Raw genomic sequence first — 24888 nt, forward strand, 5'->3', positions numbered from 1 at the left:
TCGAGCCTGTCTTTACTTGATGTAAAGCTGCGTTGATATCGTGTTGCCGGGCGCATTGATCGACGTGTTGCTGAAAGTGAAGGTGCCTTCCTGTTTTCCAGCCAGATCGAAGACATACAGATAGCCCACTATTTTCGTCCGTTCGGAACAATCGGTCAGGTTGCCGTTAGCGAACGCGCACACCTTGCTCCGGGTGCCGTCCACTTCGAAGCCATCCAGTGCGACCCGGGGCTGGCGACCGTAACCGACCTCCAGCACGTAGACCTTGATGTGCGGTCCGCTGTGATTGCAACGGGTCTGCTCCTGACCCTCGGCAATATCTTCAAAGCCGCAGCCCGGCGATTCGACTTTGAGCACTTTCACCTGGGTCAACGGCGGTGCCGAGGCCGCCAAGGCGGTTTGTGTGATCAGAAACAGGCCGATCATTGCGCCGAATGCGGCAAAACCAGGCTTTTTCATGCAATTCCTATCTAGCCCCAAAACCAGCGCGCAGTATGGCGCACTTGGCTTGACCGCAAAACATCGACGACGATCGCAGCCATAAGCAGCCATAACCCCACGCTGCTGGTATGATGCGCGGCTTTTTCCGACCCACAGAAAATTACCAGGCGCCTGCAGCGGTCTGTGCTTTGCTGTTGAGGTCGATACATTCACGGCGCCGGGCGCGCCACGGGGAGCAGACATGCTGGAAAGGCTGTTTCAACTCAAGGCACACAACACCAACGTACGCACCGAGATTCTGGCGGGCGTCACGACCTTTTTGGCCATGGCCTACATTCTGTTCGTCAACCCGAGCATCCTCGGCGAGACCGGCATGGACAAGGGCGCGGTGTTTGTCGCGACCTGTCTGGCAGCCGCCTTCGGCTCGACAGTGATGGGCCTGATTGCCAACTACCCGATCGCCCTCGCACCGGGCATGGGCCTGAACGCCTTCTTCACCTACACCGTGGTCCTGCACATGGGCCACACCTGGCAAGTGGCGCTGGGCGCGGTGTTCATTTCGGCAGTGTGCTTCTTCCTGTTGTCGATCTTCCGCATCCGTGAATGGATCATCAACAGCATCCCGCTGCCGCTGCGCTCGGCGATTGCCGCCGGTATCGGCCTGTTCCTGGCACTGATTGCCCTGCACAACGCCGGCATCGTGGTCAGCAACCCCGCGACCATGGTCGGCCTCGGTGACCTGAAGCAACCGGCCCCGATCCTCGCCACCCTCGGTTTTGCCCTGATCGTTGCCCTCGAAGCACTGGCGGTGCGCGGCGCAGTGCTGATCGGCATCCTGGTAGTGACCATCGCTTCCATCGCCTTGGGCTTCACACCGTTCGGCGGTGTCATGTCGATGCCGCCGTCGCTGGCGCCGACTTTCCTGCAACTGGACATCAAAGGCGCACTGGACATCGGTCTGGTCAGCGTGATCTTTGCCTTCCTGTTCGTCGACCTGTTCGACAACTCCGGCACCCTGATCGGCGTCGCCAAGCGCGCCGGCCTGATGAGCAAGGATGGCCACATGCCGAAAATGGGCCGTGCCCTGATCGCCGACAGTACCGCTGCCATGGCCGGGTCCTTGCTGGGCACTTCGACCACCACCAGCTACATCGAATCCGCCGCCGGCGTGAGTGCCGGTGGCCGCACGGGCCTGACCGCTGTGGTGGTGGCCATTCTGTTCCTGCTGGCGCTGTTCTTCTCGCCACTGGCCGCCAGCGTTCCCGCGTTTGCCACCGCACCGGCACTGCTGTTCGTCGCGGTACTGATGACTTCCGGCCTGGCCGAAATAGATTGGGACGACATCACTGTGGCCGCACCGGTCGTGGTCACCGCGCTGGCCATGCCGTTCACCTACTCCATCGCCAACGGCATCGCGTTCGGTTTCATTTCCTGGACCGTGATCAAGCTGTTGTCCGGTCGCGGCCGTGAGCTGAACTCGGCACTGGTGATTCTATCGATTCTGTTCGTCATCAAGCTGGGTTGGTTCAACGCATGACTTTTGATTCCCAGGCATACGCCGTTCAACTCGAAGAAAAGGCCACGCGCCTGCGTGACCTGCTGGCTCCGTTCGATGCGCCGGAGCCCGTCGTGTTCGATTCGCCCCTGAAAAACTTCCGTCTGCGGGCCGAGTTCCGTTTGTGGCGCGAAGCGGGCGAGCGGCACTACGCGATGTTTTCCCAGGAAGACAAACGCACGCCGATCCTGATCGAAGAGTTTCCGATTGCCAGCCTGCGCATCAATGAGTTGATGCCGCAGCTTAAAGCGGCGTGGAAAGCCAGCGCGGCCCTGAGCCACAAACTGTTTCAGGTGGAGTTCCTGACCACCCTGGCCGGCGATGCGATGATCACCCTGTGTTATCACCGCCCGCTGGACGAGCACTGGCACGCTGCCGCGTCCAAACTCGCGGCTGACCTTAACGTCAGTGTTATTGGCCGATCCAAAGGCAAGCGCGAAGTGATCGGCCACGATTACGTGGTCGAGCAATTCGAAGTCGGCGGCCGCACCTTCAGCTACCGCCAGCCGGAAGGCGCGTTCACCCAGCCGAACGGCACCGTGAACCAGAAGATGCTCAACTGGGCTTATGACTCACTCGGTGATCGCCCGGATGATTTGCTGGAGTTGTATTGCGGCAACGGCAACTTCACGCTGCCACTCGCCACCCGTGTGCGCAAAGTGCTGGCCACCGAAATCAGCAAGAGTTCAGTCAACGCGGCGTTGAGCAACCTCAGCGAAAACGCTGTGGATAACGTCACCCTGGTGCGTTTGTCTGCCGAAGAGCTGACCGAAGCGCTGAACGAAGTGCGGCCATTCCGTCGCCTGCACGGCATCGACCTCAAGAGCTACGAGTTTGGTAGCGTCTTCGTCGATCCGCCTCGCGCCGGCATGGACCCGGACACTTGCGAGCTGACGCGCCGCTTCGACAACATCCTGTACATTTCCTGCAACCCGCAAACCCTGGCGGCCAACATCGCCCAACTGCACGACACTCACCGCATCACCCGGTGTGCAATGTTCGACCAGTTCCCGTGGACTCATCACATGGAGTCCGGGGTGTTGTTGACCCGGCGCTGAGCAGCCCCCTGTAGGAGCGAGCTTGCTCGCGATGGACTCAAAGCGCCGTGTTTTATCCAGCAAACACGCGTTATCGTTAACGATCATCGCGAGCAAGCTCGCTCCTACAACTCCATAACCGAATCAACCCGGCTGATTTTTTCGATATTCAGTGGTGGTGATGCCCGCATACCCCCAGTTATCGGTGTCGACTTCCTCAATGACGATGTGGGTCAGCTCCGGAGGCTTGCCGAGGACGCGCTTCAAAGTGTCGGTGATTTCGGCGATGACCTGGGCTTTCTGCTCCCGAGTCACGCCGTCACGGGTGATGCGTACGCTGACGAAAGGCATGATATTGCTCCTGTCCGGTAATTAAATTAGGCGCAGGTCAAGTAAAGCACTGCTCCGGCTATTTCATCTACAGTGGCGCAATTCACTACTTCATTTGATCCCCGGTGTAATCAATCATGCAGCGAACCTTCGACGATCTTCAGCTCGGCAGCATCGAACTGTTTTGCCTGGCCGCCGAGGCTGGCAGTTTTACCGCGGCCGCACTGGTGGCCGGTGTTACGCCGGCGGCCGTGAGCCGTTCGGTATCGCGCATGGAGGAACGCCTGGGTGTGCGGTTGTTCGCGCGCACCACCCGCAGCGTCAAACTGAGCGACAGTGGTCGGCGTTATTACGAGGAATGTCGTCAGGCGCTGGCACAACTGGTCGAAGCCCAACGTGAGGTCATGGGCCAGCAGCAGGAGCCTTCCGGCACCTTGCGCATCAGTATTCCCACCACCTACGCCCACCATCGCATCCTGCCGTTGCTGCCTGAGTTTCGGGCCCGGTTCCCGTCAGTAAAAGTCGAGTCGCACATCAGCAACCGCAACATCGATTTCGTCGGCGAAGGGTATGACATGGCCATCCGCGTGCGGGCGATTCCGGATTCGGGGCTGATCGCCCGACACCTTGAGGACGCGGCGCTGGTGATGATTGCCAGCCCCGATTACCTGAAGCGTGCGGGCACTCCGCACACCCTGGACGACCTCAAGCAACACGAATGCGTCCAGTACGAACTGCCCAGCAGCGGCCGACGGATTGCCTGGCTGTTCAACGACGACGGCGTGCAGCGCGAGATTCTTGCCGAGGGCAACCTCAGTTGTTCGGACGATGTGCTGGGTGGCGTGACCCTGGCAAAACACGGGGCGGGGTTGTTTCAAACCTATCGCTTCATTGTCGAAAACGAACTGGCCGATGGCTCGCTGGTGGAAGTGCTCCAGCCTTATAGCGGACGCTCGCGGCCGTTCACCCTGCTTTACCCGCAAAGTCGGCATGTGCCGTTGCGGCTAAGAGCATTCATCGATTTTCTGGTTGAGCATTTGCCACGTTAAAAGATCGCAGCCTTCGGCAGCCCCTACATTTTGAACGCGTTCCCCTGTAGGAGCTGCCGAAGGCTGCGATCTTTTGATGTTCGATCACCGCACACAAAAGCCCGGCACAGCACCTCTCCGATTGACCAAATTAACCATCTAGTACAATTTATCTCCACAGGCTGAACCCCTCAGCCAATGCCAAAAATAATAAGTGGAGAGTCCCCGATGAACCCTATCGTTCTGGTGCTCAATGGCCCGAACCTGAACCTGCTCGGCACCCGTGAACCGGCGACTTACGGCCACGAAACCCTGGCGGATATCTCGGTGTTGTGCGCACGTGCCTCCGAAGAGTTCGGTCTGGCGGTGGAGTTTCGCCAGACCAACCATGAAGGCGAATTGCTCGACTGGATTCATGCCGCGAGGGGCCGTTGCGCCGGGATCGTCATCAACCCGGCTGCCTGGACCCACACGTCGGTTGCGATCCGCGATGCCCTCGTCGCCAGCGAGTTGCCGGTGATTGAAGTTCACCTGTCCAACGTCCACGCCCGCGAGCCCTTCCGCCACCACTCATTCGTTTCGGCCATTGCCACCGCGGTAATGGCCGGTTTCGGTAGCCATGGTTATCGCCTCGCGCTGGAGCATTTCAGCCAGCGTTTGAAAGGGTGAACACCATGACTCAGAACAACGGGGTACTGGCCGGACTGATCGGCGCCGGCATCCAGGCTTCCCGCACTCCGGCGCTGCACGAGCAGGAGGGCGATGCCCAGGGTTTGCGTTACCTCTATCGCCTGATCGACCTTGATCAGTTGCAACTCGACAGCGCCGCCCTGCCCGACCTGCTAATGGCCGCGGAGCGTATGAATTTCACAGGGCTGAACATCACCTTCCCGTGCAAGCAGACGATCATCCCGCTGCTCGACGAATTGTCGCCGGAAGCCCGAGCCATTGGCGCGGTGAACACCGTCGTTCTGAAGGATGGCAAACGCATCGGCCACAACACTGACTGCCTGGGTTTTGCCGAAGGTTTTCGTCGAGGCCTGAAGGGCGTTGCCGTCGAACGTATCGTACAAATGGGCGCAGGTGGCGCCGGGGCGGCGGTGGCCCACGCGCTATTGAGCGAGGGCGTACAACAACTGAGCATTTTTGATGTGGAAATCAGCCGCGCCCAAAGTCTGGCCGACAACCTCAATCAGACCTTCGGCGCCGGCCGGGCGGTGGCCGGGCATGATTTGTCGAGCACGATGGCGCAGGCCGACGGCCTGGTGAATACCACGCCCATGGGCATGAAAAAGCTGCCGGGCATGCCGGTACCGGTGGAGTTGCTTCGGGCGCAGTTATGGGTGGCGGAGATCGTTTACTTCCCGCTGGAAACCGAACTGCTGTGCAATGCCCGGGCCTTGGGTTGCCGCACGCTGGATGGCGGCAACATGGCGGTGTTCCAGGCGGTCAAGGCGTTCGAGTTATTCAGCGGCGTGGTGCCGGATGCCCGGCGAATGCTGGCGCATTTTCAGAGCATGAACGGTTGAGGATCAAAAGATCGCAGCCTGCGGCAGCTCCTACATGGGAATACGTGCCTTTGTAGGAGCTGCCGCAGGCTGCGATCTTTTCAGGCCTGCAGATAGCGCAAAACCGACTCGCAGACCATTTCCCGATGACGTTGCTTGACGCTTTCTTCCGACAAGTCGATCTGAAAAATCTCACCCAGGGTATGGCGGTTCGAGACACGATAGAAGCAAAACGACGTGATCAGCAAATGCACGTCCAGCGGATTGAAGCCACTACGGAACACCCCCTCCTCAGCACCGCGCTGCAAAATCACGCCTAATGAATCGAGGATGGTGTTGTTCATCGCCTTGATCGCATCGGAGCGTTTTACATACTCGGCGTTGTGAATGTTCTCGATACTGACGATGCGCACGAAATCAACGTTTCGATCATGGTGATCAAAGGTGAACTCCACTAGCCGTCGAATGGCCTCCAGCGGCGCCAGCTCCGCCAGATGCAGGCGGTTTTCAGTGCTGCGGATATCGCCGTAGAGTTTCTCCAGTACCTCGACGTAGAGCTGTTCCTTACTGCCGAAGTAGTAATAGATCATGCGTTTGGAAGTGTGGATGCGCTCGGCGATAGCATCGACGCGAGCACCGGAGAGCCCTTGCTGGACGAACTCGACGATGGCCTCCTGAAGGATGTTCTCGCGGGTTTTTTCCGGGTTGTTCTTGCGACTCTTGCGCGGCTCGACGATGGGTTCTTCGGCGGCTGCAGAGAGGTCTGAATGTATTGTCATTGCGGGCTCACGGCCATTACTGCACAGGCTGGCGATTATGGGCCGCGCCGCACACTGAAGGAAGTCGTGCGGCAACGGATTAGCCCCGCGCTTACGAATTCCCTACAACTTTGCCTGACGAACGGCGCCACTGCGAGATTTGGCCATGGCGGCCAGTCGCACCGCCACGTTCGCCGCGCCGTAACCGGCATACCCGTTCTTGCGCTGGATAATCTCAAAGAAAAACCGCCCTTCGAACGGCTCTGTATAGACGTGGAACAGCTCGCCTCCTTGAGCGTCACGGTCGTAAAGCACGTTGAAATAGGCCAGTTCGCTAAGGAACTCGTCGTCGAAATCGAACCGCGCCGCCAAGTCATCGTAGTAATTCAGCGGGATATCCAGCAGCGGCACCCCCGCCTCCTTGGCCCGGCTGACCTCAGTGAAAATGTCGTCGCAATCGAAGGCAATATGGTGCACGCCCGAGCCGCGATAACTCGACAACGCATGTGAGATCGCGGTGTTGCGGTTCTCGGAAATGTTCAGTGGCAAGCGGATCGAACTGTCGCGGCTGCGCAAGGCTCGGCTCTTCACCAGACCGTACGGATCGGGCAACACCACTTCGTCGTCGGCCTCGAAATCCAGCAAGCTTTTATAGAACAGCACCCAGCTGTCGAGGCTGTCGGCCGGCAGAGCCATCGCCATGTGGTCGATGCGCTTGAGGCCGCCGCTGACCGCCGCCGTCGGTTGCAGATTGAAATCAGTCCCGTAGACATCGGCGTCCTGATCCACCAGGTAAATCAGGCTGCCGTCCGGTGCGCGCACGGCCGCGAGCTCCAGTTCATTGGGCCCCACCAGTCCGCGATACGGCTGGCCTTTGTAGGCCACGGCCCGAGCCAAAGCGCTGGCGCTGTCCTTGACCCGCACAGCCGTGGCACACAGCGATGGGCCGTGAGCCTCGAAAAAACTGTGGGCGAATGAGTAAGGCTCGGAGTTGAGAATCAGGTTGATATCCCCCTGGCGGAACAGGCTGACGCTCTTGGAACGATGCTGGCCCACCTTGACGAACCCCAACCGCTCCAGCCAATGGGAGAGCTTGGCGCCAAGGCTTTCGTCCACGGCGAACTCGAGAAACTCGACGCCGTTGTACTCGCTGGCCTTGGGCGTCTCGAACAGAATGTCGGCGCTGGTCGCTGGTTTGGCCTCCTGCGCCAACCGCTCACGGGTTTTTTCCTCGAGGTACAGCAACGAACGCAAACCGTCGGCGGCATTGGCCCGAGGCGGCGCGGCGCGAAAGCCGTCATTGAAGATTTCCAGCGACAGCGGCCCGGTGTAGCCACTCTTGATGATAGGGGCAAGAAACCCCGGCAAATCGAATTCACCCTGCCCGGGGAAGCAACGGAAATGCCGGCTCCACTCCAGGACGTCCATGGCCAGGATCGGTGCGTCGGCCATTTGCACGAAGAAAATCTTGTCACCCGGAATCTCGGCGATGGCGCTCGGATCCCCCTTGAGCGACAGCGTGTGAAAACTGTCCAGCAACACACCGAGGCTTGGGTGATCGGCCTGACGGACGATGTTCCAGACCTGTTGATAAGTATTTACATGCCGCCCCCACGCCAGCGCTTCGTAACCGATCCGCAAGCCACGAGCACCGGCCCGCTCGGCCAGCAGGCGCAAGTCGTCAACAAGGATGCGTTCATCACCGATTGAATCGGCCGAGGCGTTGCTGCACACCAGCACCAGATCGGTGCCCAGTTCCTGCATCAGGTCGAACTTGCGCTCGGCCCGCTCCAGGTTGCGCGACAGGCGATCGCGGCGGCAGCCTTCGAAGTCGCGGAAAGGTTGGAACAGCGTGATGGCGATCCCGAGATCGGCACACATCTGTTTAATTTCCCGGGGACTGCCGTCGTAATAGAGCAGGTCGTTTTCGAAAATCTCCACGCCGTCAAAACCGGCGGCGGCAATGGCTTCGAGTTTTTCCGGCAGGGTACCGCTCAAGGACACGGTGGCAATGGAACGCTGCATGTTTCGACTCCCGGTGGTGGAGACAATCTTGTTATCGAGGTTTTGCATTCCTGTAGGAGCTGCCGCAGGCTGCGATCTTTTGATGTTGGTTTTATAAAATCAAAAGATCGCAGCCTCGTTTCACTCGGCAGCTCCTACAGGGGTGGCGTTTATCCTGGGGGAATTATTGGCTGCGAGACACTCAATGTGTACTATCCAGTTAGTTTTCCGTTCGATTATCGAACAAAAAGGCCCTTGGCGAATTGACGATTTTTCGTCCACTGCCCACCATCGACTTCACATTGAGTCCGGTGACAACATCGGTCTCGGTGACCAAAGACCCAGAACACCACATAAAAATAATCGGTGGCCTACATGACTCCTTCTCAAAGCTCTCCCGTGGAGCGTTCCTCCATGTCTCCTGCCGCTGGCGGCATCGGCGACAAGATCCGTGGCGCCATGGCGGTTGGCAAAACCCGTTGGGGCATGCTGGCGCTGGTGTTTTTCGCCACCACCCTGAACTACATCGACCGCGCCGCACTGGGCGTCATGCAGCCCATCCTGGCCAAGGAAATGAGCTGGACGGCGATGGATTACGCCAACATCAACTTCTGGTTCCAGGTCGGCTACGCCATCGGCTTCGTGCTGCAAGGCAGGTTGATCGACCGGGTCGGCGTGAAACGTGTGTTCTTCTGCGCGGTGCTGCTCTGGAGCATTGCCACCGGCGCTCACGGCCTGGCCACGTCGGCGGTCGGCTTCATGGTCTGCCGGTTTATCCTCGGCCTGACTGAGGCCGCCAATTACCCGGCCTGCGTGAAAACCACGCGGCTGTGGTTCCCGGCCGGCGAACGCGCCGTGGCCACCGGCATCTTCAACGCCGGGACAAACGTCGGCGCGATGTTCACCCCGATGCTCTTGCCGCTGATCCTCCATGTGTGGGGCTGGCAAGCGGCGTTCCTGTGCATGTCGGCACTGGGCGGGATCTGGTTGCTGTTCTGGGGCTTGAAGTATTTCAACCCGGAAGAACACCCGAGCGTTAAACAATCGGAACTGGACTACATCCAGAAAGAAGTCGAACCGGAACAGGCCCGCGTGCCATTCTCGAAAATCCTGCGCATGCGTGGCACCTGGGCTTTCGCCCTCGCCTACTCGATGACGGCGCCGGTGTTCTGGTTCTACCTGTATTGGCTGCCGCCGTTTCTGAACCAGCAATACAATCTGGGGATCAACGTGACCCAGATGGGTATCCCGCTGATCATCATCTACCTGACGGCTGACTTCGGTAGTGTGGGTGGCGGGATCCTGTCTTCGTTCCTGATCGGCCGCGGAATCAACCCGATCAAGGCGCGACTGATGTCCATGTTCCTGTTCGCCTGCTGCATCATCGGCGTGATCATGGCCGCCGGTTCGAGCAGCCTGTGGGTCGCGGTGTTCGCCATCTCCCTGGCCATCGGCGCACACCAGGCCTGGACCGCGAACATCTGGAGCCTGGTGATGGACTACACGCCTAAACACATGATGAGCACGGTGTTCGGTTTCGGCGGCATGTGCGCCGCCATCGGCGGGATGTTCATGACTCAATTGGTCGGCCACATTCTGACGGTCACCAACAACAACTACACCGTGCTGTTCACCCTGATTCCGGCGATGTACTTCATCGCGCTGACCTGGATGTACTTCATGGCGCCGCGCAAGATTCCAACCGTTACCGAGTAAAAATCCGACGCAATTCCCCTGTGGGAGCGAGCCTTTGTGGCGAGGGGACTTGTCCCCTCGCCACAAAGGCTCGCTCCCACAGTTCGTTCACCGTTTTACCGACGGCTCTGCTGCCACGCTGCCGCCAACCCGCTGCAGCAAATCACCGCGATCCCGACCACCGTGGTCAAGGTCGGTGTGTGGGAAAACAACAGCCAGCCCAGCAAACCGGCAAACACAATCTGGCAATAGCCGAATGGCGCCAGCAGCGCGGGGGCGGCGTAACGGAAAGCCTGGGTCAGAAACAAGTGTGCCGTCATCCCGCAGGCGCCCAGCGCCACCATCATGAAGCCGTGCCCAACGCTTGGCATCTGCCAGAAGAACGGCACCAGCGCACTCATGGCCAACGTATTGCACAGGCCAGCAAAGAAGTTGCTAGTGGTCGGGCTGTCGATGTTGCTGAGCTTGCGAGTGAGCAATTGATAGAAGCAGAAAAACAGCGCAGAACAGAGCGGCAGCAACACCGCGGGCGTAAACAGATCGCCGCCGGGATGGACGATGATCACCACGCCGATAAAGCCGCAGATCACCGCGATCCATTGGCCTCGGCTGACGTGTTCACCCAGCAGTGGCAACGACAACGCGGTGACCAGCACCGGCGCAAGGAAGTTGACCGCCGTGGCTTCGGCCAACGGGATGTACTGCAGACCCGTGGTGAAAAACAAACTGGTGCCCAACAGACACAACGCCCTCAGCACCTGCAGCAGCGGCCGTTTAGTGCGTAGGACACGCAACCCGGCTTGCGGCAAAAAAATCCCGGCCATCAGTAAGGTGTGAACCACATAGCGGGCCCAGACCACCATGACAATCGGGTAGAAGCCCGACAGGTATTTCGACAAGGCGTCATGGCTGGAGAAGAGGAAGGTCGCGACGACGATCAGCAAAATCCCTTTAAAGGGTTGGTTTACGCCGGAGAGCGGGGTGCTGACGGTCATGGGTTTCCCTTATGCCTTGCAAATTCACTAATTTAGAACCGGGTTCCAGATTCTGACATGACCACAACCCGAAAATGGGCGAACAGCGCACAATTTTCCGGAAATCACCCTTTACTGTAGGAGCGAGCTTGCTCGCGATGGAGTGTCAGTCGACACCGCGCAAGCTGACACTCCATCGCGAGCAAGCTCGCTCCTACAATGAATCCAAATTAGTTGAAGAACTCCGACGCCAGGCTCGCCGCCGACAACTCTTCGGCATACCCCAATAACAACGGCGCCAACTCGTGCAGTCGTGCCCCCGGCATACGCGCACTCGGCCCGGCGATGCTCAACACACCCAGCACTCGGCCCTCGCTCGGATGCCGTACCACCGCCGCGATCGCCGAGGTGCCCACCGCCGAGCTTTCCTCGACCCAGGCATAACCCTGCTCCCGCGCGAGTCGCAGCCGTTCCAGCAGTTCAATAGTGGACCGCGGTGCATTTGGCCCGAGGTCTTTAGGCCGGTCGCCACCCTGGCGCTCCACCAGCGACAACGCCTGGGCATCGCTCATGCACGCCAGCCATGCATGGCCGGACGCGGTATAGAACAACGGTGCATCGCGACCCATGTCCGGGTCATAACGCAGACCGGAACGGGCACCCTGAGACTTGGCAATCCAGATCTGCCGCTCCCCTTCAATCACCCCGAGACGCACCAACTCACCGGTCTCCTGAGCCAGGCGATCAAGCACCGGCTGAACGATATCGGCACCGCTGCCCGACAGGAAACGAAAACCCATCGCCACCAATTTGGTCGACAGGTGGTACCGCAGGTTTTCCGGATTCTGCCGCACATAACCCAGCCGAATCAGCTCCGCGAGCAGACGATGAGTTGCACTTTTGGGGATGTCCAGTTGCCCCGCCAGCGTCTGCATCGGCAGGCCCCGCGGATCACTGGTCAGGCTTTCCAGCACGTTGAAGACACGTTCGATCTGACTGCCGGCCATGGGAGGTTCCGTACATAATTTGCCTGATTCTAGAAGACGAACCGATTATTGCGAAATCTGGAACTCGACGCGGGATAAACACAGGCGTTAGCCCCAATACCAGTCAGTTAAGAAATGGCAGGCAAAACGCGCTTTATGTAGCCGCTGGCGAAGCCTGCGTCCGGCTGCGCAGCACTCGAAAAACCTGAGCGCGAGTTTTTCCTGAAACACCACATCGCTGGAATACGACTGCTGCGCAGCCGGACGCAGGCTTCGCCAGCTGCTACAGACCGTATTACGGCTTGACTGTTCGGCAATTGGCATTCGCCCGCTCGATAAAAACCCGACACGTGAAGGAATTCGATGGGTTATCCATGTTCCTACTGTCAGCAAGGCAAACGCTCCGTACGCGAAAGCCGGACAACCGGACTGACGCCGTCCCCACACAGCTACACTCAACCCCACGGACAAATAGAGGATTCCCACATGCTATGGAAAAAAGGCCGACGCAGCGACAACGTGGTCGATGCCCGTGGTGATGATGTCGGCGGTGGCGGTGGTGGCGGGATGCGCTTCGGTGGCGGCAAGGGCCTGAGCCTGACCGCCATCATCTTGATCGTCGGAATCGGCTGGATCACCGGCCAGGACCCGATGCAGATCCTCGGCCAACTGACCGGTCAGATGAGCGAGCAATCGGCACCGGCCTCGTCCCAAACCCGCAAGGCGCCGCCCGCCAATGATGAAGGCGCCGAGTTCGTGCGCTCGATTCTCGGCGATACCGAAGACACGTGGGGCCAGATTTTCCAGCAGGCCGGTCGGCAGTATAAAAATCCGACGCTGGTGCTGTTCAGCAACCGCGTGAACTCGGCCTGCGGTCTGGCGACGTCAGCGACAGGCCCGTTCTACTGCCCGGCAGACCAGAAGGTCTATCTGGACATGGCGTTCTTCCAGGAAATGTCACAACGGTTTTCTGCCGCCGGCGACTTCGCCCAGGCCTACGTGATCGCTCACGAAGTCGGACACCACGTTCAGACGCTGCTCGGCGTTTCAGCGAAAATTCAGACGGCTCGCCAGCAAGGCCGGCAGATGGAAGGAGACGGCGGTTTGCTGGTGCGCCAAGAACTGCAAGCCGATTGCCTGGCCGGGGTCTGGGCCAACAACGCACAAAAACGCCTGAACTGGCTGGAACCGGGTGACATCGAAGAAGCGCTGAATGCCGCCAACGCCATTGGCGACGACCGTTTGCAGCAAAAAGGCCAGGGGCGCGTAGTACCGGACTCGTTTACCCATGGTACGTCGGCGCAAAGGGTGCGCTGGTTCAAAACCGGGTTCGCACAAGGCCAGGTCGGCCAGTGCGATACCTTTGCGGCGAAAAACCTGTAAATGAATAAGTGGCTGCTGGTACTGCTGTTCACCTGCGCAAATACCTTGGCGGCCGAAAATGGGGTCAAGGAGATCAGCACCGGTCGCCTGCTGTTGAAAGAAGGTGAGATGGCCGTGGGCATCGGCCCGGCTCCAGCAAAAATCGAACGCGTACTGATCATCATCCACGGTCGGCTGCGCAATGCCGAAACCTATCGTCAGAGCGCCGAGCACGCAGCCGAACAGGCCGGGCAAAGCGCGACCACGCTGGTGATCGCCCCGCAATTCCTCAATGAAACCGACATTGCACGCCACCCCGTGGCGGACACGGTCTTGCGCTGGCAGGGAAATGACTGGATGGCTGGCGGATTATCCACCGCTCCGTTCCCGCTGAGTTCCTACGGCGCCCTCGATCAAATCATCGCCCGCTTCGGTGATCATCAACAGTTTCCAGATCTGAAAGAAGTCGTGATTGCCGGGCATTCCGGCGGAGCTCAAGTCGTTCAGCGATATGCCTTGCTGAGCGAGGATCAGCCAGAACTCAAGGCCGCCGGCGTTCAGGTGCGCTATGTCATCGCCAACCCGTCTTCCTACGCGTATTTCGATGAGCGCCGGCCGGTGGCGTTCAATCACGCGGCGTGTCCCGGTTTCAATCGTTGGAAATACGGGCTGTCGGATTTACCTGCCTATGCTGAGGGAAAAGCACCTGCGCAGCTGGAAGAAAACTACGTCAAGCGTGACATCGTTTATCTTCTGGGCCAGCAAGACATCGACCCAAAACACCCGGCGCTGGATAAAGGCTGTGAGGCTGAGGCCCAGGGTGCGTATCGGTTGATCCGCGGGCGAAATTATTTTGATTATTTGAAGCGCAGCCATCCTCAGGGCTTGAGTCAGCGGCTGATCGAAGTGCCCGGGGTTGGGCACAATGGGGATGGGATGTTCACGTCGCCGGAGGGGCAGAAGGTGTTGTTTCAATAAAAAGATCAAGAGATCGCTGCCTCCGGCAGCTCCTACAGGAAATCGCGTACCCCTGTAGGAGCTGCCGGAGGCTGCGATCTTTTGACCTTAATTCTCAAGCCAACAGCATTTCCCGCAACACCACACAATCCGCCGCATGCCAATCGGTCAGCTCAGGCCACGGGTTATCCGGCAGATTCACCAGCACCGTCCGTGCCCCCGCCGCCCGCCCGCAATCCAGATCAAAGCGGTAATCACCGACCATCACCAGCTCGCTCGCTGGCACGTTCCAGGCGTGCGCCAACTTCAGCAAACCACCCGGATGCGGTTTAGGCGGCGCTTCGTCGCGGCCCAACACATCCTCCACCGCGAAACAGTCGGCCAGGCCGATCGCCTCCAGCGTCACATGCGCCAGCTCCCGAGCATTGCGCGTCAGAATGCCGAGGCGATAACCACGTCCGGCCAACTCTCGCACCAACTCCACCGCACCCGGTGCTGGCTTCGAACCCAGCGCCAGATCCCGTTCGTGCTCCAGCAACCACGCATGCTTGGCTGCCGCTTCATCCGCCGGGAGCGCCGCGAGGTGGGTCAGGATGTCGTCTTCGGCAGGAATCGCCAAGGCCACGCGGATCGCCGCGAAGTCATGCACGGCCACCGTCAGGGTGCCGTCCATGTCGAACACCCAATGCCGCACCTCGGCGAGGCTCATGCCCAATCCTTGCGGTGACGAATCAGGCCTTCCTGAGTGACCGAAGCCACCAGTTGCCCGGCACGATTGAACACGCTGCCCCGGGTGAAGCCACGAGAATTGCCGGCCCACGGGCTGTCCATGGCGTAGAGCAACCAGTCATCTGCGCGCAGATCGGCGTGGAACCACAGCGCGTGATCGAGGCTGGCGACCTGCATGTCTTTCTGCCAGACCGATTTGCCATGGGGCTGCATCGACGTGGTCAGCAGGCCGAAGTCCGAGGCATAAGCCAGCAGGTATTTGTGCAGCGCCGGGGAGTCGGCAAGCGCACCGTCGGCGCGAAACCAGACGTACTTGATCGGATCCGACGGTTGCGGGTTGTAGGGATCTTTCTCGGTGATCGGTCGGAATTCGATCGGTTTGGGGCACAGGAATTTTTCGCGCATGTGCTCCGGAATCAGGTGCGCACGCTGCTGAGTGAGCTCCAGCTCCGAGGGCAGGTTTTCCGGGCCGACCACAGTCGGCATCTCGGCCTGGTGCTGAAAGCCTTCTTCGTCGTACTGGAACGAAGCGCTACAGGTGAAGATCGGGTTGCCCTTCTGGATCGCCGTCACCCGACGCGTGCTGAAACTGCCGCCGTCGCGCACCCGATCAACCTGATACACCACCGGCAACGCGGAATCCCCCGGACGCAGGAAATAACCGTGCATCGAATGCACGTGCCGCGCTTCTTCGACGGTTTGGCTGGCCGCCGACAGGGATTGGCCGATCACCTGACCGCCGAACAACTGACGAAAGCCCAGGTCCTGACTGCGGCCACGGAACAGGTTTTCTTCGATCGGTTCAAGGGTCAGCAGGTCGACCAGATCATCCAACACTTGGCTCATTCAGACTCTCCTCACACAACACAATGCCGCGCAGTCTTGGCTGCGGCGGTCGATTCAGGTTCTGGCCCGGGCCACTCTATGGCCGCCATTGTAAACGTCTGCGCCCGCTTATCCATGCAAGGTTTGCAGCCATTGTTCACGACTGATGCGGTACAGCACATGGTGCCGCAGGGGATGATCGACCGCGAGCTTCGGGTGTTCGAAGTCGTCGGCTGAATCATGGTGCATGCCAATCGCCTGCATGACTTTTTCCGAAGGCGTATTGGCTTGAGTGGTGAAGGACACGACCTCTTCCAGCGCCAGGCGGTCAAAACCGCAGCGCAGAGCGGTCCACGCCGCTTCACTGGCATAGCCCAGCCCCCAATGTTCACGCGCCAGGCGCCAGCCGATCTCCACGGCCGGGGTGAAGGGCGCGTCGAAACCGACCACACCCAGCCCGGTAAAACCGATGAAAGCGCCGGTGTCCTTGCGCTCCAGCGCCCAAAGGCCGAAACCGTGCTCGGCAAAATGCCCACGAATCCGGCCGATCAACGAAGCGCTTTCCAGTCGACTCAAGGGCGCCGGGAAATACCGCATCACCTGGGGATCGGTGCACATCGCCGCAAACTCCGGCAAATCCTCATCGCGCCACTGCCGCAATAGCAGTCGCGCGCTCTCGAGTTCCAGTATCGGCTCCATCGTGTCCTCCCCTTTCCATGCCGCAAGTCTACAACGCTGGTAGGATCCTTCCTTCATTCACCCATGAAATCACTCATGTCACTGCCGCTGATCTACCACGAAGACTACAGTCCCGAGTTTCCGGCGGATCACCGCTTCCCGATGGACAAGTTTCGCCTGCTGCGCGATCACCTGGTGGACAGCGGCCTGACCCGCGACGCTGACTTGCTGCGACCGGAACTCTGTCCGCCGGAGATTCTCGCCCTCGCCCATGACGCTGCCTATATCGAGCGTTACATGAGTGGCCAGTTGTCCCGCGAAGACCAGCGGCGCCTCGGTTTGCCGTGGAGCGAAGCCCTGGCCCGGCGCACGGTGCGGGCGGTGGGTGGTTCGTTGCTGGCGGCCGAGCAGGCACTTGAACATGGCCTCGCCTGTCACCTGGCGGGCGGTACGCATCACGCGCACTACGATTATCCGGCGGGATTTTGCATCTTTAATGACCTGGCGGTGATCAGCCGGTTCCTGCTGGAAAGCGGTCGTGTGAATCGGGTGCTGATCTTCGATTGCGACGTGCATCAAGGCGACGGGACTGCACGCATCCTGCACAACACCCCGGAAGCGGTGACCGTCTCCCTGCATTGCGAAAAGAACTTTCCTGCACGCAAAGCCGAAAGTGACTGGGATATCCCGTTGCCCAAGGGCATGGGCGATGCGGATTACCTGAAGGTAGTAGACGATGCGCTCAACTACCTGCTGCCGCTCTACCAACCGGACCTGATGCTGTATGACGCCGGGGTCGATGTGCATAAAGATGACGCACTGGGGTACTTGAAGTTGACCGACGAAGGGGTTGCCGCTCGCGATGAAAGCGTGATGCGGCATTGCCTGGGCCGGGATATTCCGGTGGTCGGAGTGATTGGCGGCGGTTACAGCAAGGACCGCCAGGCGTTGGCGCGTCGTCATGGAATCCTGCATCACAGCGCGCAGCGGGTGTGGACGTCATCAGGTTGTCATTGAGCTGTGGATGCTTTACCCACAATGCCTGTGGAACTGCCTGTGGATAACCTGAGTGAAAGGTCCTACAGGCCAGATTGCATATAGCCTGCAAAGCGGTGGTTGTTTTTTGATCACATCTTTGAAACACCACGACCCCTTGTGGGAGCGGGCTTGCTCGCGAAGGCGATTTAACATTCAACACTGATGTTGACCGACACAGCGCTTTCGCGAGCAAGCCCGCTCCCACATTAATTTGTGCTGATAGAATGCCCGGCTTATTCCGCCACGCCGCAGCTCTCACCATGACCCAGCCTTCGCCCTCCTCCCCTCACGTCGCCATCATCGGCGGCGGTCCCGCCGGTTTGATGGCGGCGCAAGTGCTGAGCCAGGCCGGACTCAAGGTCGATCTGTACGACGGCATGCCTTCAGTGGGGCGAAAATTCCTGCTGGCCGGTGTCGGCGGCATGAACATCACTCATTCCGAAGCCTACCCGGCGTTTCTCTCACGCTACGCTGAACGCGCCCCGCACATTGCACCGCTGCTTCGCTCATTTGGCGCCGAGGCACTGTGCCAATGGATTCATGACCTGGGCATCGAAACATTTGTCGGCAGCTCGGGCCGGGTGTTTCCTACCGACATGAAGGCCGCCCCGCTGTTGCGGGCCTGGCTCAAGCGGTTGCGAGAGGCCGGCGTCGTTATCCACACCCGCCACCGCTGGCTTGGCTGGAACGCCGATGGCAGCCTGAAAGTTGCCAGCCCTGAGGGTGAGAAAACCTTAATGCCCTCTGCGACCTTGCTGGCCCTCGGCGGCGGCAGTTGGTCGCGCCTGGGTTCGGACGGCGCGTGGATGCGGCCACTCGAACAGCTCGGTGTAGGACTGGCGCCGCTGCAACCCAGCAATTGCGGCTTCGAGGTGCAGGCCTGGAGCGAGTTGATGGTCTGCAAATTCGCCGGCGCACCGCTGAAAAACATCGCCATCGGCCTCAACGACGACGTACCACGCCTTGGCGAGTGTGTAATCACGGCGACCGGGGTTGAAGGCAGTTTGATTTACGCCCTGTCGGCGCCTATTCGCGAAGCCATCAACCTGCACGGCTCGGCGACTGTTCATCTCGACCTGCTGCCCGGCAAGCCTGTGGATAAAGTTCAGGCTGCGCTGAGCAAACCGCGCGGTTCGCGTTCGATGTCCAAACACCTGCACAGTCAGCTCGGGATTGATGGCGTGAAAGCGGCGTTGCTGCGCGAGCTGACAGCCGTTGAATGTTTCGCCGACCCGGCATTGCTGGCCAAAGCGATCAAGGCGCTGCCACTGACGCTGGTGAAAACCCGCCCGTTGGACGAAGCCATCAGCAGCGCGGGGGGCGTGATGTTCGAATCAATGGATGAGCGCTTGATGCTCAAGCAACTGCCTGGAGTGTTTTGCGCGGGAGAAATGCTGGATTGGGAAGCGCCCACAGGCGGCTATCTGCTGACGGCGTGTTTCGCCAGTGGGCGAGCTGCGGGATTGGGGATGGTGGAGTGGTTGAAGCGCCAAGGCTGAAGACCGAGGCGCGCTCTTCGCGAGCAAGCCCGCTCCCACATTTGATCTCTGGTGTTCACAAATGATGTGTCCACAGAAAATCCAGTGTGGGAGCGGGCTTGCTCGCGAAGGCGGCCTAACAGCCGCCGCAGTAGATCAAGGCTTACGCTTACGCGGCCCGGTATTAAACACCGGCACCTTGCGCACAGGCTTGATCGAAGGCTCCGGCGCCGAAGCATCGCCGCTCTCAACCCATTTACCCAGGTTGCGTTTACCGCCACTGGAAGTCTTCGGCTTCTTCGGCTTTTTAGGTTTTTTGACCACCTGACCACTGGCATCGGTGTCCGGCACGCGGTGCTCAGGCTCGAAGTCATGTTCCACCTGCCGAGGCAACGTCTGACGGGTCAACGTCTCGATGGCCGACAGCAGATTCACTTCATCGGCGCAAACCAGCGAAATAGCCTGCCCGGTGGCACCCGCGCGACCGGTGCGACCGATGCGGTGGATGTAGTCCTCAGCCACGATCGGCAGGTCGAAGTTGACCACCAAGGGCAAATCTTCAATATCCAGACCACGGGCCGCGACGTCGGTGGCGACCAGGATTTGCACTTCGCTGGCCTTGAACCGGTCCAGTGCCCGTTGACGGGTCGCCTGCGGTTTGTCGCCATGGATGCCGTCGGCGTTTATGCCCAGGCCCTGGAGTTTTTCCACCAGTGCGTCCACGCCGTTACGGGTCTTGGCGAACACCAGCACCTGTTTCCACTTGCCCTTGCGCAGCAAATGGATGAACAGCTCCGGCTTGCGCTTCTTGTCTACCACCACCACCCATTGCTTGACGGTGCTGGCAGCCACGTTACGCGGGCTGACTTCGATGCTCAGCGGATCGTTGAGCATTTGCCCGGCCAGTAAGCGGATCGCATCGGAGAAGGTCGCGGAGAACAGCAGCGTCTGACGTTGCTTCGGCAGCACGCGGTAAATGTTCCCCAGCTCCTCGGAGAAACCCAGGTCGAGCATGCGATCGGCTTCGTCAAGAATCAGGGTTTGCAGTTGATTGAACTTGAGAGCCTTTTGGCGATAGAGGTCGAGCAAACGCCCCGGCGTCGCCACCAGCACGTCGACACCTTTACGCAGCTTCATCATTTGCGGGTTGATGCTGACGCCGCCGTACACCGCGTAAGTGCTCAACGGCAGGTTCTCGGCGTACTGCCGCACGGCTTCGTGAACCTGTTCGGCCAGTTCGCGGGTCGGTACCAGGATCAGCGCGCGTACCGAGTTGGACGCCACTTTCGGTCCTTCCATGGCCAGCAATTGCAGCAGCGGCAGTGCGAAACCGGCGGTCTTGCCGGTGCCGGTCTGGGCGGCAGCCATCAGGTCGCGACCGGCCAGCACCGCCGGAATGGCTTGCGCCTGAACCGGCGTCGGGGTCTGGTAGCCGAGCGTCTCGAGAGAGCGCAGCAAGGGTTCGATCAGGCCAAGGGTGGCGAAAGTCATGGGAGTACCGTAGGAAAATTCAGCGCGGTTGTGCAAAACGAGTGTGCAATGGCGCGCAGTTTACCCTAATTCACACGGGATTCTGTCGGCACCGCTACGGCAGGCCGAACAGCAGCCCTACGCCACTGGGGTAACCCGATCAACACCACGGCGCTGATGATCACCAGCATCGCCAGTGCCTCTTCGATACCGATGGTTTCGCCGACAAACACGATCCCCAGCAACACCGCCACCGCCGGATTGACGTAGGCATAACTGGTGGCCGCCGCCGGACGCACGTTTTTCAACAGGTACATGTAGGCGTTGAAGGCGATGATCGAACCGAAAAAGATCAGGTACGCCAGCGCGGCCCAACCCTCGATGGGTGGCAGGCTTTCCAGGTGTTCACCGCTGACCGCGCTGCCGATCAACAGCACCACGCCGCCCACCAGCATTTCCACGGCACTGGCCATCGCGCCCTGGGGCAACGGCAAGTGTTTGCTCCAGACCGACCCGAATGCCCAAGCCGCCGCCGCGAACACCAGCAACACAGCGCCCAGCGGACTCGATTGCAGGTTCGAGCCGAGATTGAGCATGGCGATGCCGATCAGCCCGAGCACAATCCCGGCCCATTCGAGACGGGTATTACGCGCGCCCCAGAAATATCCGCAGAGCAAAGTAAACAACGGCACCGTCGCCACGGCCAATGCAGCCACGCCCGAGGCCACGCCCGTGTGCTCAGCCACGCTGACCGCGCCGTTGCCGCAACTGAGCAGCAAAATCCCGATGATCCCCGCGGCTTTCCACTGCGCCCAGGTCGGTGCCGGCGCCCCGCGCCAACGCAGGAAGGCGTACATCAACGAACCGGCAATCACAAACCGAATACCCGCGAGCAGCAACGGCGGCCAGTATTCGATGCCGATACGAATCACCAGGTAAGTCGACCCCCAAATCACATACAAAGCGAAAAAAGCAGCGATCAACGGCAAGGGAAAGCGACGTAGGCCAGGCATTGGGTAGCTCGTAGGCAAGGCAAGTGAACAGCCATTCTAGAAAGGCCAACGGCGAAAAATAAGTTACAAAACCTATTTATAGGGCCGGTACACTTTTCAAAGCACAGAGATCACCGGGCAGTTGGAAGGCAATGGAAAATAACGCTGGGGATTTGGGTGTTGTGGTCAGAACCCGCGGTGGCGCTTGAGATGTTCGTTGATCTTCGCCGCCGGCACTTTCTGCAGGCTGACCAGCAGATCATGCGACAACTCGCGCAACCCGTGCTTCTGCCGCAACTCCTGCGCAAGATGCGTCGTCAGGTTGGCGGCCATTTCCGCATCGGCCATGGCCCGGTGAGCCTGGCCGGTGTGGGGCAGTTTGGCGAAAGTGGTGAGGGTGCCGAGCTTGTGATTCGGCGCCGCAGGCATCAGGCGACGGGCCAGTAAGAGCGAGCAGGCAAAGTTCTGCAAGCGGGTGCGTTTGATGCGCCCCAGTTCAAAGTCCCAGAACTTCTGGTCGAACGCGGCATTATGCGCGAGCAATGGAGTGCAGCCGACGAATTCGTTGACCTCGTTCATCACCTGCTCGGCCGATGGCGCGGTGCGCAGCATGGCGTTGCTGATGCCGGTCAGTTGTTCGATGAAGGCCGGGACGCGCACGCCAGCGTTCATCAGGCTCTGGTAACGCTCGACGATGCGCCCCTGTTCAAGGATCACCACGGCAATTTCCGTGGCCCGGCAGCTGCTGCTCGGGGAGATCCCGGTGGTTTCAAAGTCGATGACTGCTATGCGTTCCAAACCTGTTTCAACTCCGTAAAAATCAATTCTTGAGCAGCAACGCGCCTTCGATCGGCACGTAGCGGCTGGCGGCGCGGATCAGCGAGTTGGCCGTCAGGCCCGGCACGCCATAAGCCACCGCTTGCACGCCGTGTTTGCTAATGATGCGCTCCAGCAGCATGTCGAAATCACCGTCGCCGGAGGCCAGTACCACTTCGTCGACGTGATCGGCGGCGTCCATGATGTCGAGGGTGATGCCCACGTCCCAGTCGCCCTTGGCCGAGCCATCGCTGCGCTGGATGTAGGGTTTGAGCTTCACGATGAAGCCGAGGTTGCGCAGGATCTGCTGGAATTGTTGCTGTTTGCTGTCGCCACGATCGATCGCGTAGGCATAGGCCTCGACGATCTCGCCCTGTTTGCTGATGTCAGCCCACAACGCGGCGTAGTTGAAGTGGCAACCATAGGCCTGACGCACGGTGTAATAGAGGTTTTGAACGTCGGCGAACACTGCAATTTTCTTCACCGTGCATCCTCATGAGCGCACAGACGCGCAGGCTGGATCAGGCACCAGGCCCGAAAGGTCGCCCAGTATGCCAGCCATAAGGATTGTTCCGCGAATAATCGGCCCGGAGCGCCGCAGCGCTCCGGACGAATGGCGTGTCAGACGAAGGAATCGTCGTCGCCGCCGAAGAACGATGAGCTGTCATCGTTGTAATCAGTGTCGGCATAACCGCCCTGATCATTGGAGGCGTTGTCGGCCACACGCTGATCATCGCCCCAGCCTTTGTCACCGCTTTGATCGCTGACCTGAGCCGGTTCTTCCTTGATCACTTCAACTACGTCCGGTTGCTGGTTGTGATGGAACAGGCTGCTGATGCCTTGCGCCAGCATCACGCCACCTGCCACGCCCGCTGCCGTTTTCAGCGCGCCGCCCATGAAACCGCTGCCGGCTGGTTGTTGCGGCGCGTAATTCTGCTGAGGCGGCGCTGCACCAAAGTTCTGCTGGGCCGGCTGCGCGTTGAACGACGGCCGCGCCGGTTCACGCCAGCCGCCACTCGATGGCGGTGCGCTCTGGGCCGGTGCTGGCTGAGAATCACGCGAACCGCCACCAAAGATGCTTGATAAAAAGCCGCCACTGGCAGGCGCAACAGCCGGTGCCTGAGCCTTGGCCGATTGCAGTTCGGCCTGCAACTGCTGGACTTGCCGGGTCAATTGCTGGTTCTGTTCGTCGAGGCTCTTGATGGCCGCCTCTTGCACCAGAATCGCCTGGGTCATGAAATAACCTGCCGCGGGTTGGCGAGTCAGGTGTTCCTTGATCCGCGCCTCAGCCTGGGCATCGCGCGGGGCTGAATTCGTTTCGGCCTGTTGCAGCCGGGAAAACAGTCCATCGATCAGGGTTTGTTCTTCGCTGTTCATGGCGACCTCGTAGATTGCCGGGAAAATCGTTGTCCTTCTCCACAGAGGATAAGGTGCCCGACCTTAATGGAGGCTGAAACAAGTTGTTTCAATGGCCTTTACCTAACGTTTACGTTTGCTTCTGGCGGCACATCATCGGTTAAAGTGTGTAACTGCTTATAACCTGCGATACCGACTGATGAATCCGTTTGATGTACTGCGTGACTCTTTGTATTTCTTCAAACGCAATCTGGGCCAGATCGTGCAGCTGTGCCTGCCGCTGGTGATCCTTGAGGCGCTGTTGCAACAAATCGTCGACAACACCGCCGGCCCGGAAGGATTTCCCGGTTACAGCGTGATTGTCGGCCTGCTGGTGTATCCGCTGTACACCGCCGCGCTGATCCTGTTTCTCGATGCCCGCAGCCGTGGCGAGTCGCCGCGCACCCGCGACCTGCTGGCGATGTCCGCGACCCTGTGGCCGCGCTTCGCCCTGCTCACGGCGCTCAATACCGTGCTGATCCTGATCGGCCTGTCGTTGTATTTCCTGCCGGGCATCTGGCTGATGGTGACCCTGGCGTTCGCCGAGTACCTGCTGGTGCTGCGCGGCCTGGCCCCGCTGGCGGCGATGAAGGAAAGCATGCGCCTGACCCGTGGCCATTTCCTGCGCATCCTGCTGTGCATCCTTTGCGTGATGGGGCCGTTGTGGATACTCAAGGGCGCGACCGTGGCGGTGTACCCCGATCCGAATCCGGTGGTTTCGCTGCTAATCGACAGCGCTCACAGTTTCCTGCAACTGTTCACCAGCGTGGTGCTGTTCCGCCTGTTCATGCTGATCGGCGAGACGCCCGAGAAAATTGATCGATCACTCTGA

General features: G+C 59.8%; 25 protein-coding genes. 11 read left to right on the top strand and 14 right to left on the bottom strand.

The features are described from left to right. Positions 1-12: 12 nt before the first annotated feature. Complete coding sequence (locus ACA052_RS25145; protein WP_497650398.1) at positions 13-459, bottom strand: DUF4879 domain-containing protein; 447 nt, start codon at positions 457-459, stop codon at positions 13-15. A gap of 223 nt (positions 460-682) precedes the next feature. On the opposite strand from ACA052_RS25145, the gene ACA052_RS25150 reads away from it, so the two are divergent. After that, complete coding sequence (locus tag ACA052_RS25150; RefSeq protein ID WP_497647261.1) at positions 683-1978, top strand: NCS2 family permease; 1296 nt, start codon at positions 683-685, stop codon at positions 1976-1978. Then, positions 1975-3054 (top strand): tRNA (uridine(54)-C5)-methyltransferase TrmA, encoded by a 1080-nt coding sequence (gene trmA / locus ACA052_RS25155; protein WP_497647262.1) that lies wholly within the window; start codon positions 1975-1977, stop codon positions 3052-3054. The genes ACA052_RS25150 and trmA overlap by 4 nt, the downstream gene beginning before the upstream one ends. Positions 3055-3177: 123 nt before the next feature. Here the strand turns inward: trmA and ACA052_RS25160 are convergent, their stop codons facing one another. Further along, a complete protein-coding gene (locus ACA052_RS25160) occupies positions 3178-3384 on the bottom strand; it encodes a tautomerase family protein (protein WP_059402046.1) in 207 nt (68 codons plus the stop codon). 116 nt (positions 3385-3500) lie between these two features. On the opposite strand from ACA052_RS25160, the gene ACA052_RS25165 reads away from it, so the two are divergent. The 3 genes from ACA052_RS25165 (at position 3501) to ACA052_RS25175 (ending at position 5920) form a co-directional block, all read left to right on the top strand. Continuing rightward, positions 3501-4412, top strand: a complete 912-nt coding sequence (locus ACA052_RS25165; RefSeq protein WP_497647263.1) for a LysR family transcriptional regulator — start codon at positions 3501-3503, stop codon at positions 4410-4412. 207 nt (positions 4413-4619) lie between these two features. Beyond that, the gene (gene aroQ, locus ACA052_RS25170) at positions 4620-5060 is read left to right on the top strand and encodes a type II 3-dehydroquinate dehydratase (RefSeq protein WP_497647264.1); all 441 of its coding nucleotides are present in this window, start codon (positions 4620-4622) and stop codon (positions 5058-5060) included. 5 nt (positions 5061-5065) lie between these two features. Beyond that, the gene (locus ACA052_RS25175; RefSeq protein WP_497647265.1) at positions 5066-5920 is read left to right on the top strand and encodes a shikimate dehydrogenase; all 855 of its coding nucleotides are present in this window, start codon (positions 5066-5068) and stop codon (positions 5918-5920) included. Positions 5921-6000: 80 nt separating this feature from the next. Here ACA052_RS25175 and ACA052_RS25180 read toward each other — a convergent pair whose 3' ends face one another. Further along, entirely contained in the window at positions 6001-6678 is a 678-nt protein-coding gene (locus ACA052_RS25180) for a TetR/AcrR family transcriptional regulator (protein WP_497647266.1), read from the bottom strand. Positions 6679-6780: 102 nt separating this feature from the next. Continuing rightward, positions 6781-8682, bottom strand: a complete 1902-nt coding sequence (gene quiC / locus ACA052_RS25185; protein WP_497647267.1) for a 3-dehydroshikimate dehydratase QuiC — start codon at positions 8680-8682, stop codon at positions 6781-6783. 393 nt (positions 8683-9075) lie between these two features. Between quiC and ACA052_RS25190 the strand changes: the two genes are divergently transcribed. Continuing rightward, a complete protein-coding gene (locus ACA052_RS25190) occupies positions 9076-10377 on the top strand; it encodes an MFS transporter (RefSeq protein ID WP_497647268.1) in 1302 nt (433 codons plus the stop codon). 95 nt (positions 10378-10472) lie between these two features. Here the strand turns inward: ACA052_RS25190 and ACA052_RS25195 are convergent, their stop codons facing one another. Together ACA052_RS25195 and ACA052_RS25200 are read right to left on the bottom strand one after the other, a co-directional pair. Next, positions 10473-11351, bottom strand: a complete 879-nt coding sequence (locus ACA052_RS25195; protein WP_497647269.1) for a DMT family transporter — start codon at positions 11349-11351, stop codon at positions 10473-10475. 209 nt (positions 11352-11560) lie between these two features. Continuing rightward, positions 11561-12337 carry an IclR family transcriptional regulator gene (locus ACA052_RS25200; protein WP_497647270.1) on the bottom strand — a complete coding sequence of 259 codons (777 nt, stop codon included), beginning with the start codon at positions 12335-12337 and terminating at the stop codon, positions 11561-11563. 465 nt (positions 12338-12802) lie between these two features. Between ACA052_RS25200 and ypfJ the strand changes: the two genes are divergently transcribed. Beyond that, positions 12803-13699 (top strand): KPN_02809 family neutral zinc metallopeptidase, encoded by an 897-nt coding sequence (ypfJ, locus tag ACA052_RS25205; protein ID WP_497647271.1) that lies wholly within the window; start codon positions 12803-12805, stop codon positions 13697-13699. Next, positions 13700-14656, top strand: coding sequence for an alpha/beta hydrolase (locus ACA052_RS25210; RefSeq protein WP_497647272.1), 957 nt, complete (start codon positions 13700-13702; stop codon positions 14654-14656). It begins immediately after the preceding gene. 94 nt (positions 14657-14750) lie between these two features. Here the strand turns inward: ACA052_RS25210 and ACA052_RS25215 are convergent, their stop codons facing one another. From ACA052_RS25215 to ACA052_RS25225, 3 genes are all read right to left on the bottom strand, one after another. Continuing rightward, entirely contained in the window at positions 14751-15344 is a 594-nt protein-coding gene (locus ACA052_RS25215) for an HAD family hydrolase (RefSeq protein WP_497647273.1), read from the bottom strand. Continuing rightward, a complete protein-coding gene (gene tesB / locus ACA052_RS25220) occupies positions 15341-16210 on the bottom strand; it encodes an acyl-CoA thioesterase II (RefSeq protein WP_497647274.1) in 870 nt (289 codons plus the stop codon). Before tesB ends, ACA052_RS25215 begins: the two co-directional genes overlap by 4 nt. Positions 16211-16318: 108 nt before the next feature. Further along, positions 16319-16888, bottom strand: coding sequence for a GNAT family N-acetyltransferase (locus ACA052_RS25225; protein WP_497647275.1), 570 nt, complete (start codon positions 16886-16888; stop codon positions 16319-16321). Positions 16889-16963: 75 nt separating this feature from the next. Here ACA052_RS25225 and ACA052_RS25230 point away from each other — a divergent pair, with 75 nt between their 5' ends. After that, on the top strand, positions 16964-17884 hold the full coding sequence (locus tag ACA052_RS25230) for a histone deacetylase family protein (protein ID WP_497647276.1): 921 nt from the start codon (positions 16964-16966) through the stop codon (positions 17882-17884). A gap of 281 nt (positions 17885-18165) precedes the next feature. Beyond that, positions 18166-19404, top strand: coding sequence for a TIGR03862 family flavoprotein (locus tag ACA052_RS25235; RefSeq protein WP_497647277.1), 1239 nt, complete (start codon positions 18166-18168; stop codon positions 19402-19404). Positions 19405-19539: 135 nt separating this feature from the next. Here the strand turns inward: ACA052_RS25235 and rhlE1 are convergent, their stop codons facing one another. The 5 genes from rhlE1 to ACA052_RS25260 all read right to left on the bottom strand — a co-directional run bounded on the left by rhlE1 (position 19540) and on the right by ACA052_RS25260 (position 24038). Next, entirely contained in the window at positions 19540-20874 is a 1335-nt protein-coding gene (gene rhlE1, locus ACA052_RS25240) for an RNA helicase RhlE1 (RefSeq protein ID WP_497647278.1), read from the bottom strand. A gap of 65 nt (positions 20875-20939) precedes the next feature. Next, on the bottom strand, positions 20940-21866 hold the full coding sequence (yedA, locus tag ACA052_RS25245; RefSeq protein WP_497647279.1) for a drug/metabolite exporter YedA: 927 nt from the start codon (positions 21864-21866) through the stop codon (positions 20940-20942). Between the two features lie 165 nt (positions 21867-22031). Further along, positions 22032-22643 carry a 3'-5' exonuclease gene (locus ACA052_RS25250; protein WP_497647280.1) on the bottom strand — a complete coding sequence of 204 codons (612 nt, stop codon included), beginning with the start codon at positions 22641-22643 and terminating at the stop codon, positions 22032-22034. Positions 22644-22665: 22 nt separating this feature from the next. Next, complete coding sequence (locus ACA052_RS25255) at positions 22666-23145, bottom strand: LabA-like NYN domain-containing protein (protein WP_054052625.1); 480 nt, start codon at positions 23143-23145, stop codon at positions 22666-22668. Between the two features lie 137 nt (positions 23146-23282). Beyond that, positions 23283-24038 carry a DUF2076 domain-containing protein gene (locus ACA052_RS25260; RefSeq protein WP_497647281.1) on the bottom strand — a complete coding sequence of 252 codons (756 nt, stop codon included), beginning with the start codon at positions 24036-24038 and terminating at the stop codon, positions 23283-23285. Positions 24039-24216: 178 nt separating this feature from the next. Here ACA052_RS25260 and ACA052_RS25265 point away from each other — a divergent pair, with 178 nt between their 5' ends. After that, positions 24217-24888, top strand: a complete 672-nt coding sequence (locus ACA052_RS25265) for a YciC family protein (RefSeq protein ID WP_497647282.1) — start codon at positions 24217-24219, stop codon at positions 24886-24888.

It is taken from the genome of Pseudomonas sp. LBUM1644 (assembly GCF_059716195.1).

Bases quoted from the DNA above. Each gene is read 5' to 3' on its own strand.
- ACA052_RS25145 (WP_497650398.1), bottom strand. From the start codon at position 459: ATGAAAAAGCCTGGTTTTGCCGCATTCGGCGCAATGATCGGCCTGTTT.
- ACA052_RS25150 (WP_497647261.1), top strand. From the start codon at position 683: ATGCTGGAAAGGCTGTTTCAACTCAAGGCACACAACACCAACGTACGC.
- trmA (WP_497647262.1), top strand. From the start codon at position 1,975: ATGACTTTTGATTCCCAGGCATACGCCGTTCAACTCGAAGAAAAGGCC.
- ACA052_RS25160 (WP_059402046.1), bottom strand. From the start codon at position 3,384: ATGCCTTTCGTCAGCGTACGCATCACCCGTGACGGCGTGACTCGGGAG.
- ACA052_RS25165 (WP_497647263.1), top strand. From the start codon at position 3,501: ATGCAGCGAACCTTCGACGATCTTCAGCTCGGCAGCATCGAACTGTTT.
- aroQ (WP_497647264.1), top strand. From the start codon at position 4,620: ATGAACCCTATCGTTCTGGTGCTCAATGGCCCGAACCTGAACCTGCTC.
- ACA052_RS25175 (WP_497647265.1), top strand. From the start codon at position 5,066: ATGACTCAGAACAACGGGGTACTGGCCGGACTGATCGGCGCCGGCATC.
- ACA052_RS25180 (WP_497647266.1), bottom strand. From the start codon at position 6,678: ATGACAATACATTCAGACCTCTCTGCAGCCGCCGAAGAACCCATCGTC.
- quiC (WP_497647267.1), bottom strand. From the start codon at position 8,682: ATGCAGCGTTCCATTGCCACCGTGTCCTTGAGCGGTACCCTGCCGGAA.
- ACA052_RS25190 (WP_497647268.1), top strand. From the start codon at position 9,076: ATGTCTCCTGCCGCTGGCGGCATCGGCGACAAGATCCGTGGCGCCATG.
- ACA052_RS25195 (WP_497647269.1), bottom strand. From the start codon at position 11,351: ATGACCGTCAGCACCCCGCTCTCCGGCGTAAACCAACCCTTTAAAGGG.
- ACA052_RS25200 (WP_497647270.1), bottom strand. From the start codon at position 12,337: ATGGCCGGCAGTCAGATCGAACGTGTCTTCAACGTGCTGGAAAGCCTG.
- ypfJ (WP_497647271.1), top strand. From the start codon at position 12,803: ATGCTATGGAAAAAAGGCCGACGCAGCGACAACGTGGTCGATGCCCGT.
- ACA052_RS25210 (WP_497647272.1), top strand. From the start codon at position 13,700: ATGAATAAGTGGCTGCTGGTACTGCTGTTCACCTGCGCAAATACCTTG.
- ACA052_RS25215 (WP_497647273.1), bottom strand. From the start codon at position 15,344: ATGAGCCTCGCCGAGGTGCGGCATTGGGTGTTCGACATGGACGGCACC.
- tesB (WP_497647274.1), bottom strand. From the start codon at position 16,210: ATGAGCCAAGTGTTGGATGATCTGGTCGACCTGCTGACCCTTGAACCG.
- ACA052_RS25225 (WP_497647275.1), bottom strand. From the start codon at position 16,888: ATGGAGCCGATACTGGAACTCGAGAGCGCGCGACTGCTATTGCGGCAG.
- ACA052_RS25230 (WP_497647276.1), top strand. From the start codon at position 16,964: ATGTCACTGCCGCTGATCTACCACGAAGACTACAGTCCCGAGTTTCCG.
- ACA052_RS25235 (WP_497647277.1), top strand. From the start codon at position 18,166: ATGACCCAGCCTTCGCCCTCCTCCCCTCACGTCGCCATCATCGGCGGC.
- rhlE1 (WP_497647278.1), bottom strand. From the start codon at position 20,874: ATGACTTTCGCCACCCTTGGCCTGATCGAACCCTTGCTGCGCTCTCTC.
- yedA (WP_497647279.1), bottom strand. From the start codon at position 21,866: ATGCCTGGCCTACGTCGCTTTCCCTTGCCGTTGATCGCTGCTTTTTTC.
- ACA052_RS25260 (WP_497647281.1), bottom strand. From the start codon at position 24,038: ATGAACAGCGAAGAACAAACCCTGATCGATGGACTGTTTTCCCGGCTG.
- ACA052_RS25265 (WP_497647282.1), top strand. From the start codon at position 24,217: ATGAATCCGTTTGATGTACTGCGTGACTCTTTGTATTTCTTCAAACGC.